Genomic DNA, 13139 nt, shown 5'->3' on the forward strand with positions numbered 1-13139 from the left:
ACCCCTCAGCGGCTCGGCCGCACACCCCGCCACCACTACGTCGAGGAGACGCATGTCCAACCCCACCACCGCCAGGCTGCCCGAGGGTTTCCTCTGGGGCGTCGCCATGGCCGGGCACCAGAACGAGGGTGACAGCACCGCGAGCGACATCTGGTTCCTGGAGCACACCGAGCCGACCATCTTCCGTGAGCCGTCGGGCCCGGCGTGCCGGACCTGGGAGCTCTGGGAGCGGGACCTGGACCTCGCGGCCGGGCTGGGGTTGACCGCGTTCCGCTTCTCCGTGGAGTGGGCCCGCGTCGAACCGGCACCGGGCGAGTTCAGCGCCGAGGCGCTCGACCACTACGAGGCGGTGGTGGACGGGTGTCTGGAGCGCGGCATGGCGCCGATCGTCACGTTCAGCCACTTCGCGGCCCCGCACTGGTTCGCCGTCCACGGCTCCTGGGCGTCCGAGGACGCGCCCGAGCTGTTCGCCCGCTACTGCGGGGTGGTCGCCGAGCGGTTCGCGGACCGGATCGCCCTGGCCGTCACGCTGAACGAGCCCAACCTGGTGCAGATGCTGATCTCGGGCAACGTCCTGCCGCCGGAGGCGGAGGAGGCGAAGCGGGCCATGCTGGACGCGGCGTCCCGGGCGACGGGCGCCGAGCGGTACCGCTGCGCGAACGTCTTCCTGGAGGAGGAGCTGCCCGAGTTCCAGGCCGCCCTGACCGAGGTGCACCGCGCGGCGCGCGCAGCGATCAAGGCGCACCGGGCCGACCTTCCCGTCGGCCTCTCCATCGCGGTGACCGACGAGTACGCGCTGCCCGGTGGCGAGGCCGGCCGCGACCGCAAGCGCGCGGAGGTCTACGACCACTGGCTGCGCCTGGCGCGGGAGGACGACTTCGTCGGCGTGCAGAACTACGAGCGGATCGCGCACGGCCCCGACGGACCGGTCCCGCCGGAGCCCGGCGCCGCGGTCAACGGTATGGGCACGGCGGTCGAGCCGGACTCGCTCGCCGGGGCGGTGGCCTACGCCCACCGTGTCGCGGGTGTGCCGGTCCTGGTCTCCGAGCACGGGATGTCCACCGAGGACGACGACCTGCGCGCCGACTTCATCGAGCCCTCGCTCGCCGGCCTCGCCGGGGAGGTCGAACGGGGGGTGCCGGTGCTGGGGTACTGCCACTGGACGCTTCTGGACAACTACGAGTGGGTGGCCGGGTACCACTCCAAGCTCGGACTGCACAGCGTGGACCGGCAGACGTTCGAGCGGCGGCCCAAGCGCAGCGCGGGCGTCTACCGCGACGCGGTTCTGCGCTACCGGGAGGCGTCGGCGGACGCCGCACCGCGGCAGCAGGAGGCTGAGCGGACAGTGCCCGTGGTGCGGTAGGCGCGGTCCGTGCGGCGGCCCCGCCCAGCAGGGCCGCCGAGGGCCCGCCCGACAGGAGTGGGCGGGCCCACCCACGGCCGCGTCTCGTCCCGGGGCCTGCTCTGGGGAGGGATACAGGAAGAGTTCCCCGACCTGCTCCAGCAGTTGGCACTCACAGCGCTCAACAACTCCCGAGGCGGCGGGCACCGCGAACACGGTGTCCGCGGGCACCGGGGAGGGCGAACGCGGCGACGACCGGGCCCAGGAGAACGGCCGAGGTGCGGCGAAGCGAGTGGGACGAGCGTATGTGTCCACTCCTTGCAGGGGAACGGGGAATACTCGGATCCGGCATTGCCGTGCGCCCCCATGGCACCGAATATCCGTTCTTCCCGTTCCCCTGTCGACGAGAGGAGGACCAGGCGCTTCATTTCACTGACGGGCCGGATTCCGCCTTGTACCGGCGCCGGAGAAAGGGAATCCGCTGACCGGACGCTTCGTCGCGCGCCGCTGCCACTCCCCTCCCCCGAGAGGCCGATTCCGCTCAGAGGCGTTCGACGACGGTGGCGTTGGACAGCCCGCCCGCCTCGCACATGGCCTGGAGGCCGTAGCGGCCGCCGTGTTCGTGGAGCCCGTGGACGAGGGTGGTCATCAGTCGGGCGCCGCTGGCCCCGAGCGGGTGGCCGAGGGCGATCGCCCCGCCGTTGACGTTGACGCGGTCCAGGTCGGCTCCGGTCTCGGCGGCCCAGGCCAGCACGACGGAGGCGAAGGCCTCGTTGATCTCGAACAGGTCGATGTCGTCCACGGTCAGCCCGGCCCGGTCCAGCACCTTGCGGGTGGAGGGGATGACCGCGGTGAGCATGTACAGCGGGTCGTCGGCGGCGACGGCGAAGCTGTGCAGCCGGGCGAGCGGGCGCAGGCCGAGTTCGGCGGCGCGCTCCGCGCTCATGATGAGGACGGCCGCGCTGCCGTCGCTGAGCGGGCTGGCGTTGCCCGCGGTGACGTCCCAGGTGATCTGCGGGAAGCGGGCGGCGGTGTCCTCGTCGCGGTAGGCGGGACGCAGGGCGGCGAGGGTGTCGAGGGTGCCGCCCTCGCGGATGCCCTCGTCGGCGGCCAGGCCGCCGATCGGGGCGAGCTGGCCCTCGAAGGCGCCGCGCCGGGTGGCCTCGGCGGCCCGGGCGTGGCTGGCGAGGGCGAACTCGTCCATGCGCTGTCGGGAGAGGCCCCAGCGCGCGGCGATCAGTTCGGCGGCCACGCCCTGGCCCACGTGCCCCTCGGGGTAGCGCTTGGCGAACCCCGAGCCGAGCGGGTCGGCCGAGCCGACCAGGTTCGTGCCCATGGGTACGCGCCCCATCGACTCCACCCCGGCGGCGACGACGATGTCGTAGGCGCCCGCGATCACCCCCTGGGCGGCGAAGTGGACGGCCTGCTGGCTGCTGCCGCACTGGCGGTCGACGGTGGTGGCGGGCACGGACTCGGGGTATCCGGCGGCGAGCAGGGCCCGCCGGGTCATGTTGGCCCCCTGTTCGCCGTGCTGGGTGACGATGCCGCCGATGACGTCGTCCACCAGGGCCGGGTCCAGGCCGGTGCGCTCCACGAGGGCTTCGAGGCTGTGGGCGAGCAGATCGACGGCGTTGACGTCGTGCAGGGCGCCGCTCGGCTTGCCCTTGCCGATGGGTGTGCGTACGGCGTCGACGATGACTGCTTCGGGCATGTCCTTGTCCTTCGTTCTGAGGAGGGGCGGCCGCGACGGTGTCGGGGCTCAGACGGGCAGGACCCGGCGGAGTTGGCGGCCCTGGGCGGCCAGTTCACCGCTCCTGGTGTGCAGGGTGGTCTCGTCCACGCACAGGTCGGCGGACGCCCAGACCGTGCGGTGGCGGACCAGGTGCCACGGGGAGTCGTCGTGGCAGGGCGCGAAGTGCACCGACAGTTCCAGGGTCGGCACGGGGGCGGGCCGGTCCCAGACGGCGAAGAGGCCGGGCGGCATCGCGTCGATGAGGATCAGACGTCGGGAAGCCGTGTCCAGGTGGTCGACGCCGGGGGCCTGCGGCACGAGCCGGATCCAGGCCTCGTAGGCGGGGTCGGTTCCGGCGGCGAGCGGGCGGGAGGCGCCGAGCGGCCGGATGTCCACGTGGTCGCCGAAGGCCACCAGCCCGCTCGACAGCGTGAAGCGTTCCAGGGAGAGGGGATCGGGGCGCGGCTCGGGGGGCGATCCGTCTCCGGACCGGACCGTGGGAGCCGATCCGGGGCTGTGGGAGAACCTGACCAGAGCGCTCGCCCGGCCGTCGATGGCGGCGAGGGCGGACGCGGACCGGCCGCCACGCAGCTCACGGACGCTGATCTCCGTGGGGCCGGGCGGCACGGCTTCGAGGAAGTGGGCGGACAGTGACCCGGGCGTACCGCCCAGGAGGTCGGTGACGGCCTGTTGGAGGCCGGCGGCCACCAGGCCGCCGTGTGTGCCGCCGAAACCGGCCCAGTGCTGCGCGAAGACGGTCGTCCGCGTGTCTTCACGGAGCGTCTGACTATGGCTTTCCATAGTCAGGAAGCTAGAATGCTGGCTATGGATCTGTCAAGTCAGAACGACGCGGCTAGGCTGCTGGACATGGACATCAAGCTCGACCGCTCCATCGCCGATCTGCGCTCCTGGCACCCGGACGAGTGCGGCCTGGCCATGGCGCTGGACGTGATCGGCCCCCGCTCGTCGATGCTGATCCTGCGCGAGGCCCTGCTGTACGGGACCCGACGGTTCGAGCTGTTCGTCGAACGCGTCGGCGTCACCGAGGCGGTCGCCTCGACCCGCCTCAAGCAGCTCACCGAGGCCGGTCTGCTGGCCCGCCGGCCCTACAAGGAGCCCGGCAGCCGGACCCGGTACGAGTACGTCCCCACGGACAAGGGCCGCGACCTCACCCCCGTGGTGCTGGCACTGATGCAGTGGGGCTCCAAGCACCTGCAGCCGGAGGGCGCGCCCCTCGCCGTGGTCGACGACACCTCCGAGCAGCCCGTCAGAGTGGGCTTCGTCGCCCAGGACGGCACCGAGCGCACGCGTCACGACCTGCGCATCCGCCCCACGGAGCACGCCCGTCGGGCCGCCAGGGCGGCGAGGGCTGCCAGGGCGACCAGGGCATCGGCCGACGGCACCACAGAGGTGGCCGACGGCGGGGAGGGGTGACCCGTCAACGGAGCCGCAACCCGTGCAGGGCCGATGCGCCCGTGGACGCCCTGAGCGCCGCTGCCCTGGGCATCGCCGGACCACACGTCAGCCGGCAGTCCCCCGCTCCCCAGCCCCGTTGAGGGACCGCGGACGGCGCCCGTGAGCGGTCGGCCTCATGGTCCGGGCCTGGTCGGGTTGATGAGCGCGAGGAACTCTCGGCGCAGTTCCGCGTCCTTGCCCAGCGAACCGAGCATCGCCGAGGTGGTCGTGGCCGATCCCGACGCCTGGACGCCGCGCATGCTCATGCACAGGTGCTCGGCTTCGACCACCACACCGACGGCGTCGGCGTCGAGTTCCTCGGTGAGGCAGGACGCGATCTGCTGGGTGAGCCTCTCCTGGACCTGCGGGCGACGGGAGAAGTGTTCGACGACCCGTGCGAGCTTGGAGAGGCCGACGATGCGCGAACCGGGCAGATAGCCCACGTGGGCCACCCCGGTGAAGGGGAGGAAGTGGTGCTCGCAGACCGAGTGCACGGGGATGTCGCGGGCGATGACGAAGCCCTCGTACCCGTGGTCGTTGGGAAACGTGGTGAGGCTGAACGGCCGGGGGGCCAGGAGCTCGGCGTAGGCCCGGGCCATCCGTCCCGGCGTCTGCTCCGCGGCCTCCGCGTCCAGTGCCACACCCAGGTGTCGCAGGAAGTCGCGTGCGGCCCTCTCGGCGGCGTCCAGGTCCACGGGACCGGGGTCTCTGGGCGGCAGGAGGCCGTGGGCCGTCGCCGTGTCCCGCATCGGTTCGGGGGACTGTTCCTTCATCACTGTCACTGGTGCACCTCTGGTCAAATGTCCGGGTCGGTGTCCTGCGGCGTCGGCGGAGCCTGTGGTGGAGGGGGTCCTGTCCGCCACGGACTCCGCCGGGCGCCGCCGCACGCGACACCGCTGCTGCGGTGGTCAGCCCGCCGCGCGGTCGGCGGCCTGCACGGTGTGGGCGAGCAGGAGCGCTGTGGTGACCGGTCCGACACCGCCGGGCACCGGGGTGAGGGCACCGGCGACGCCGTCCACCGCGCCCGCGTCGACATCGCCGACCAGGCCGTCGTCCGTGGCGTTGGTGCCCACGTCGATGACCACCGCACCCGCTCCGACGTGGTCGGCGCCGACCAGGCGCGGGACGCCCGCCGCGACGATCACGATGTCGGCGGCACGGGTGTGGCCCGCGAGGTCGGCCGTCCGTGAATGGCAGACCGTCACGGTCGCGTGCCGTTCCAGCAGCAGCAGCGCCACCGGGGTTCCGACGACGACCGACCGGCCGACCATGGTGATGTCCCTGCCCGCGAGGTCGACGCCGTGGTGGTCGAGCAACCGCACCACGGCCTCGGCCGTGGCGGGCGCGAACCCGGGCAGGCCGGCCGCGCAGCGCCCCAGGCTCGCCGGGTTCGCGCCGTCGACGTCCTTGGCCGGGTCGATCTCCACGGCGAGCTCGGCCGGCGACATGCCGTCGGGCAGTGGCGTCTGCAGGATGATGCCGTGGACGCCCGGGTCCTGGTTCAGGGCGCGCAGCCTGTCCCGCACCCGCGTGCGCGACGCCTCCGGGCCGAGGTCGGCGATGTCGCAGGCGATGCCGACGGCCGCGGCCGCCTTGGCGATCGAGCGCACGTACCACAGGGTCGACCCGTCGTCGGTGGCCGTGACGACCACCAGCCTCGGCCGGGCGCCCGCGGCTCCCAGGACCGCCGCCCGCTCGCCGGTGCGCCGCCGGATCTCCGCGGCCAGGGGCCGGCCCGACAGCTCGGTGGTGACACGGTGTTCCGTCGTCGTGACGGTCATGCGACCAGCTCCTCCCTGACCGCGGCGGTGATCCTCTCCGCCCGCTCGACGAGGGGGTCGACGGACCGCGTCGAGGCGGACAGCACCGCCCGTGCGCCGTCGTCCCTGATGCCGCCCAGGTTGATCTCGACGTTCACCCGGGCCGTGGTGGCGGCGGCGCGGGCCGCCTCGGCCGCGGCGGCGACGTCGGTGATCACGCTGCGGTTGCCGATCGGAAGGATGCGCTCGGCCAGCGCGACCACCTCGGCGGTCGTCTCGATGACCGCGACGGGCGGCTCACAGGCCTCCCTCAGGGCCGCGGCGATGGCGGCGGCGCGCGCGGCCTTCTCGTCGTCGGTCGCGCGGGCGAGCGCGTAGGCCTCGGTGACGGCCGAGAAGGCCTGTGCGTCCGCCTCCGCGATGCGCAGTGCCTCCCTCCACAGCCGGTCGGCGGCCTTCACGATCTCCGACGTCTCCTCGGCGTGCTCGGCGAAGCGCGCGCCGTCGCTGTAGCGAGCCACCATGCCCACCAGTGCGGCGGCCTGGGCGGCGTGGACGGCGGCGGTGGCGCCGCCTCCGGGGGCGGGTCTCCGGGCCGCGAGGTCGGCCAGGAAGTCGCTGATGGTCTGCCCACTGATCACGGTGTCCGTCCTTGGGGGTCGAGGGGGTCGAGTGGGGGTCGGGTGGGGAACGGCCTCTCGTCCGGTCTGTCGTCCGGTGTCCCGTCCGGGGGGCACCCCGTTCCGGGGCGGGGCCGGCCCCGGAGTCAGCGGAAGACCACGGTGCTGCTGCCGTAGAGGAGGACGCGGTGCTGGCAGTGCCAGCGCACCGCCCGGGACAGCGCGAGCGCCTCGGCGTCGCGCCCGACCGTCGCCAGGGCGCGCGGGTCGAAGGAGTGGTCCACCCGCAGGACCTCCTGCTCGATGATCGGGCCCTCGTCGAGGTCGGGCGTCACGTAGTGCGCGGTCGCTCCGACGTACTTCACGCCGCGCTCGTAGGCCTGGTGGTACGGCTTCGCGCCCTTGAAGCCGGGCAGGAACGAGTGGTGGATGTTGATCACGCGCCCTTCGAGCTTGGTGCACAGGTCGTCGGAGAGCACCTGCATGTACCGTGCGAGCACGACCAGGTCGGCGCGGTACTCCTCGACGAGTTCCAGCAGGCGCGCCTCGGCGGCGGACTTGGTCTCGGCCGTCACCGGCACGTGCACGAAGTCCAGGTCGGCCGCCTCGGCCATCGGCCGCAGGTCCTCGTGGTTGGACACCACCCCGACGAGCTCCCCGTCGAGGTTGCCCGCGCGCCAGCGGAACAGCAGGTCGTTCAGGCAGTGCGCGGTCTTGGACACCATCACCAGGATGCGCGGCTTGCGCTCGTCCCACAGTTGGAACTCCATGGCGAACTCCCGTGCCACGGGGGCGAACGCGTGCCTGAGGTCGTCGGCACCGTTCTCCGGCCCCGGGGCCGAGAAGGAGGTGCGCAGGAACAGCTGGCCGCGGACGTTGTCGTCGAACTGCTGGTGTTCGACGATGTCGCAGCCCCGGTCGACCAGGAACTCGGTCACCGCGTGGACGATGCCCGCCCGTTCCGGGCACCGGAGAGTGAGAGTGTAGTTGCGCGCCACGATGTCCTCCTCAGAGTGAAGGTGTGAGAGTTCTCGGTGCCCTGGCGACAAGCGTCGTGGCCGCACGTCCGACGGCCGGGCACCCCTGGGGTTCAGCACTCGACGACGTTGAGGGCGAGCCCGCCGCGCGCCGTCTCCTTGTACTTGTCCTTCATGTCGGCGCCGGTCTCGCGCATGGTCTTGATGGCCTTGTCCAGGGTCACGTGGTGCGCGCCGTCGCCGCGGACCGACATCCGCGCCGCGGTGATGGCCTTGATGGAGGCGATCGCGTTGCGCTCGATGCAGGGAATCTGCACGAGTCCGCCCACCGGGTCGCAGGTGAGGCCGAGGTTGTGCTCGATCCCGATCTCCGCGGCGTTCTCCACCTGGGCGGGTGTGCCGCCCAGTACCTCGGCCAGACCTGCGGCCGCCATGGAGCAGGCGGAGCCGACCTCGCCCTGGCATCCGACCTCCGCTCCGGAGATCGAGGCGTTCTGCTTGAACAGCATGCCGACCGCGCCCGCGGTGAGCAGGAAGCGGACGACCCCGTCCTCGTCGGCACCGGGCACGAACCGGGTGTAGTAGTGCAGGACCGCCGGGATGATCCCGGCCGCGCCGTTGGTCGGCGCGGTGACCACGCGCCCGCCCGCCGCGTTCTCCTCGTTGACCGCCAGGGCGAACATCGTGACCCATTCCATGGCCCGCAGCGGATCCCCGGAGTCGCCCGCGGCTTCGAGGTCGCGCCGCGACGCCGCCGCGCGCCGCCGGACCCTGAGCCCCCCGGGCAGCACGCCCCCGGTGGTGGAGCCGCGTTCGACGCACTCCCGCATCACGGCCCAGATCTCCAGCAGCCCGTCCCTGGTCTGCTGTTCCGTGCGGCGGGCGCTCTCGTTGGCCAGCATCAGGGAGCTGAGGGACAGTCCGGTGCGGTCGGTGTGGGCCAGCAGCTCCCCGCCCGTGGTGAACGGGTGGGGTACGGGGGTGGTGTCCTCGACCAGGACCGCCGATCCGGCGGCGTCCTCGTCCACGACGAAGCCGCCGCCGACGGAGTAGTAGGTGCGGGCCGCGACCGGGGTCCCGCCGCGGTCGAACGCGTGGAAGACCATGCCGTTGCTGTGGAAGTCGAGCCGCCTGTTGCGGTGCAGCACGACGTCGTCGTCGACGGAGAATCCGATCACGCGGCCGCCCGCCAGCTCCAGCTTGCCGGTCGCCGCCACGTCGTCCACCCACGGCTGGGCCGCGACCGGGTCGACGGTGTCGGGCGCGTGGCCCGCCAGGCCCAGCACCACGGCCTTGACGCTGCCGTGCCCGTGGCCGGTCGCACCGAGCGAGCCGAACAGTTCGGCGCGCACCGACACGGTCCGCGACAGGGTTCCCTCGTCCCGCAGCGCGTCCACGAACGCCTTCGCCGCGCGCATCGGGCCGACGGTGTGCGAACTCGACGGCCCGATGCCGACCTTGAACAGGTCGAACACGCTCAGACTCATGACAGGGCCGCCCGGTACTCGACGCAGGCGTCGCTCAGCCACGCGGCGAGGTACTCGGCGAAGGAGGACCTGACGAGCACGGTGAACGCGTCGGACTCGGCGTCGGCGACCTGCAGGATGACCCCGGCCCTGGCGAGCAGGGTCTGCACGCACGTCCCGGTCGGCGCCGCCGACGGGTGCAGGTCCACGGCGCAGCCGTGGGCCAGGACGTCCCGCGCGTGCGGGCCCGACAACGCCACCGTCGTGCGCTGGGCGGAGGTGTCCACGACCGCGCCCCGGGCGGGGCGCACCTCCGCGCGCAGCGCGTCCTCGACCGTGACCCGCTGGTCGGGCCCGGCCACCACGAGGTACTCGTCCGGGCCCAGCCAGAGCACCTCGACGTCGCCGAAGGGGCCGCTCCCCCGGGTGAACGTGCACGGGTCGGCCGGGAAGGCGACGCCCAGGGCCTCGCCCATCCTGGCCAGGGCGCCCGGGTCCGAGGCGCGCACGGTGAGCTGGGTCAGGAACGGCCGCTCGACCGCCGCCAACGCGGGCGCCAGGCCGGCGAGGCGGTCCTTCCACGCGGCGAGGGGGCTGGTCCGGATACTGGTGTCAGCCGTCACGGCGGGCTCCTTCCTTGTCGTAGAGCACGGACTCGGTCACGGTGACCGGTACGAGGTCGTCCCCGACGGGGACGTGGAGCGTCTCCCCCACGCGTTCGCGGCCCGAGCGCACGACCGCGAGCGCGAACGTCCGGGCCAGCGCGTCGCTGCGGTAGCTGGAGGTGACGTGGCCGAGCATGCGGACCGGGGGCTGCGGCAGCTGGTCGGTGTCGACGACCTGCGCGCCCTCGGGCAGCCGCACGTCGGGGTCGACCGGGAGCAGCCCGACGAGCTGCTTGCGGTCCGGACGGCTGTTCTCGGCCCTGGTGAACGACCGCTTGCCGATGAAGTCGACCTTCTTCTTCGACACGGCCCACGACATCCCCAGGTCCTGGGGCGTGACCGTGGCGTCGGTCTCCTGGCCGATGATCGGGTAGCCCTTCTCGGCGCGGAGCACGTGCATGGTCTCGGTGCCGTAGGGCGTGATCCCGTACCGCTCGCCCGCGGCGATGAGCGCTTCCCAGACGGCGAGGGCATGCCAGGCGGCCACGTTGATCTCGTAGGCCAGTTCCCCGGAGAAGCTGATCCGGCACACCCGTGCTGTGACGCCCTCTCCCACGTCGAGCACGGTGTCCCGCCACGCCATGAACTCGAAGGCCTCGTTGCTCGCGTCCAGGCCGGGCGCGAGCCCGGCGAGCACGTCGCGTGAGCGCGGCCCCACCAGCGGGATCGTGGCCCAGTGCTCGGTCACCGAGGCGGCGTACACGTCGAGGTGCGGCCACTCGGTCTGCAGCCACTCCTCCATCCAGTCCAGGACCATCGCGGCGTTGCCGGTCGTCGTGGTCACCAGGAACCGGTCCTCGGCCAGCCGGATGACGGTCCCGTCGTCGATGACCATGCCGTCGACGCCGCACATCACCCCGTAGCGGATCCTGCCGACCTTCAGGCCGCTCATCTTGTTCGTGTAGAGCATGTCGAGGAACCGCCCGGCGTCGCGGCCCTGGACGTCGATCTTGCCCAGTGTCGAGCCGTCCATCAGGGCGACGCCCTCACGCGCCGCACGGCACTCCCGCAGCACGGCGGTGTCCATGTCCTCGCCCGGCAGCGGGAAGTACCACGGCCGCTTCCACTGCCCCACGTCCTCGAACAGCGCGCCGTGCTCGACGTGCCAGGAATGCAGCGCGGTCACGCGCACCGGATCGAGCAGCTGACCGCGGTCCCGCCCGGCCAGAGCGGCGAACGACACCGAGGTGTACGGCGGCCGGAACGTGGTGGGCCGCTGTTCGGAGAGCTCGATCCCCAGGGCCTCGGCGACCAGGCCCGCGGCGATCATCCCGGACGTCTTGCCCTGGTCGTGCGCGGTACCGATGGTCGTGTAGCGCTTGACGTGCTCCAGCGAGCGCAGTCCCGCCCCGGTGGCCCGCAGGACGTCGGACACCGTCGCGTCGCGCTGCAGGTCCACGAAGCGGGTGTCGGCGGCGCCGTCCGCGGGCTCTCCGGGGACGCGCCACAGCACCAGGCCGGGACGCGCGTCGGTCCGCTGATCCGAGACCGGCAACGCGACCTCGTCGGGGCGAAAGCCCGTGGCGAGCACGGCCTCGCAACCGGCCTCCCAGCCCTGCCGCACGCACGAGGCCAGGTCGTACGCGCCGGTCGCCGATCCGGCCACCCGCACGGTCGGCAGTTCCTCGCCCGGGAGGTAGGCGCCGAGGCCGGCGTCGTAGCGGAGTGCGCCCCGGGCCTGGCTGAACAGGTGCACGACGGGGTTCCAGCCGCCGGAGACCAGCAGGGCGTCGCAGTCGACGGTGTCGGAGGTCCCGTCCACGTCGGACAGCGGGGCGATGCGGGCGCCGGCGACACGGTCCCCGCCCTCGGTGCCGGTGACGACGTGCCCGGTGCGCACCTCGATGCCGTGGGCGGCGCACCGCGCGGCGAGGACTCGGGGGGCGGCGGGCCTGGCGTCGACGACCGCCGCCACGTCCAGTCCCGCCCTGGCGAGGTCGATCGCCGCCTCGTAGGCGCTGTCGTCGGTCGTGAAGACCACCGCCCGTGTGCCGGGCAGGACCCCGTAGCGGTGCAGGAAGGTGCGCGCCGAGCCGGCGAGCATGGTCCCCGGGCGGTCGTTGTCGGCGAAGACGACGGGCCGCTCGTGGGCGCCGGTGGCGAGCACGGTGCGCCCTGCCCTGATCCGCCAGACCCGCTGGCGGGCGACGTCGGCGGGCGCGTCGAAACCGAGGTGGTCGGTGCGGCGCTGCAGGGCGAGCACGAACCCGTCCTGGTAGACGCCGAACGCGGTGGTGCGTCCCAGGACCAGCACGCCGGGGGTGTTCCGCAGCTCCGCCTCGATGTCGGCGACCCACTCCCCCGCCGGTCGCTCGTCGAGGTACTCACGGGTGCCGAGCAGTGCGCCTCCGGCCCTGTTCTGTTCGTCGACCACGACGACCCGGGCCCCGCCGCGGGCGGCGGTGAGCGCGGCCACCAGGCCCGCGGGCCCGGCGCCGACGACGAGGACGTCGCAGTGCACGTGCTTGGCGTCGTAGCGGGCCGGGTCGGGCTCGGCGGCCAGCCTGCCCTGTCCGGGCAGGCCGTGCGCGACGAGTCCGTCGTAGAGCTCGACGGTGGTGGCGGTCAGCATCGGCTCCGGGAACGGCTGCTCGATCTGCACCAGGGACGTCGGGTCCTCCGAGCCCGCCGCGACGATGCCGCGCGGCCTGCCGTACTTGACGCTGGTGCCGATGCGGTGCTCGCCGTTGGCCAGCAGCGCGGACGCCAGGGTGTCCCCGCGGTGCCCGGTCATCGACCGGCCGTTGAAGGTGAACCGCAGTGCGGTGTCCCTGTCGACGAGGCCGCCGGTGGGCAGGCGGAAGTTCGCGCTCACGAGTTCACCTCTTCGCTTTCGCTGGGAGCGGGCACCGGCTCGCCGATGCGGTAGACGGACAGCAGGTCGTGGGTCCTGGTGTCGCGGACGGCGTTGAACCACCGGCGGCAGCCCGCGCTGTGGCTCCACCGCTCGGCGAACGGTCCGCTCGGGTTGTCGCGGAAGAAGACGTACTGCGCCCACTCCCGGTCGGTCAGCGCGGCCGGGTCCTCGGGGTAGGCGACGTGCGCCTGGCCTCCGTAGTGGAACTCGGCCTCCTCGCGCGGCCCGCACCACGGGCAGGGGATGAGTTGCATGCTGGGCTCCT

The 13139-nt window shown here is 72.9% G+C and carries 12 protein-coding genes; 2 read left to right on the forward strand and 10 right to left on the reverse strand.

Annotated features, from left to right (window positions below; all coding sequences use genetic code 11):
- The first annotated feature begins 52 nt into the window (after nt 1-52).
- A complete protein-coding gene (locus tag M1P99_RS27355) occupies nt 53-1363 on the forward strand; it encodes a glycoside hydrolase family 1 protein (protein ID WP_304455469.1) in 1311 nt (436 codons plus the stop codon).
- A gap of 520 nt (nt 1364-1883) precedes the next feature.
- Here M1P99_RS27355 and M1P99_RS27360 read toward each other — a convergent pair.
- On the reverse strand, nt 1884-3053 hold the full coding sequence (locus M1P99_RS27360; protein ID WP_304455470.1) for a thiolase family protein: 1170 nt from the start codon (nt 3051-3053) through the stop codon (nt 1884-1886).
- 48 nt (nt 3054-3101) lie between these two features.
- The gene (locus M1P99_RS27365; protein WP_304455471.1) at nt 3102-3875 is read right to left on the reverse strand and encodes a thioesterase family protein; all 774 of its coding nucleotides are present in this window, start codon (nt 3873-3875) and stop codon (nt 3102-3104) included.
- 24 nt (nt 3876-3899) lie between these two features.
- Here M1P99_RS27365 and M1P99_RS27370 point away from each other — a divergent pair, with 24 nt between their 5' ends.
- Nucleotides 3900-4508 (forward strand): helix-turn-helix domain-containing protein, encoded by a 609-nt coding sequence (locus tag M1P99_RS27370; RefSeq protein ID WP_304455472.1) that lies wholly within the window; start codon nt 3900-3902, stop codon nt 4506-4508.
- A gap of 155 nt (nt 4509-4663) precedes the next feature.
- On the opposite strand, the gene folE is transcribed toward M1P99_RS27370, so the two are convergent.
- From folE to M1P99_RS27410, 8 genes are all read right to left on the reverse strand, one after another.
- Nucleotides 4664-5278, reverse strand: a complete 615-nt coding sequence (gene folE / locus M1P99_RS27375; protein ID WP_304455846.1) for a GTP cyclohydrolase I FolE — start codon at nt 5276-5278, stop codon at nt 4664-4666.
- Nucleotides 5279-5437: 159 nt separating this feature from the next.
- Nucleotides 5438-6310: a bifunctional 5,10-methylenetetrahydrofolate dehydrogenase/5,10-methenyltetrahydrofolate cyclohydrolase gene (locus M1P99_RS27380; RefSeq protein ID WP_304455473.1), complete on the reverse strand. Its 873-nt coding sequence runs from the start codon at nt 6308-6310 to the stop codon at nt 5438-5440.
- Entirely contained in the window at nt 6307-6930 is a 624-nt protein-coding gene (locus tag M1P99_RS27385; RefSeq protein WP_304455474.1) for a cyclodeaminase/cyclohydrolase family protein, read from the reverse strand. The genes M1P99_RS27380 and M1P99_RS27385 overlap by 4 nt, the downstream gene beginning before the upstream one ends.
- Nucleotides 6931-7055: 125 nt before the next feature.
- Nucleotides 7056-7907: a formyltetrahydrofolate deformylase gene (gene purU, locus M1P99_RS27390; protein WP_304455475.1), complete on the reverse strand. Its 852-nt coding sequence runs from the start codon at nt 7905-7907 to the stop codon at nt 7056-7058.
- Between the two features lie 92 nt (nt 7908-7999).
- Nucleotides 8000-9373, reverse strand: coding sequence for an L-serine ammonia-lyase (locus M1P99_RS27395; RefSeq protein ID WP_304455476.1), 1374 nt, complete (start codon nt 9371-9373; stop codon nt 8000-8002).
- Nucleotides 9370-9975, reverse strand: coding sequence for a sarcosine oxidase subunit gamma (locus M1P99_RS27400; protein WP_304455477.1), 606 nt, complete (start codon nt 9973-9975; stop codon nt 9370-9372). The genes M1P99_RS27395 and M1P99_RS27400 overlap by 4 nt, the downstream gene beginning before the upstream one ends.
- Nucleotides 9965-12832 (reverse strand): 2Fe-2S iron-sulfur cluster-binding protein, encoded by a 2868-nt coding sequence (locus tag M1P99_RS27405; RefSeq protein WP_304455478.1) that lies wholly within the window; start codon nt 12830-12832, stop codon nt 9965-9967. Before M1P99_RS27405 ends, M1P99_RS27400 begins: the two co-directional genes overlap by 11 nt.
- Complete coding sequence (locus M1P99_RS27410) at nt 12829-13128, reverse strand: sarcosine oxidase subunit delta (protein WP_304455479.1); 300 nt, start codon at nt 13126-13128, stop codon at nt 12829-12831. The genes M1P99_RS27405 and M1P99_RS27410 overlap by 4 nt, the downstream gene beginning before the upstream one ends.
- Nucleotides 13129-13139: the final 11 nt, after the last annotated feature.

This window comes from Nocardiopsis sp. YSL2, from assembly GCF_030555055.1.
In the GTDB taxonomy this organism is placed as follows: Bacteria; Actinomycetota; Actinomycetes; order Streptosporangiales; family Streptosporangiaceae; genus Nocardiopsis.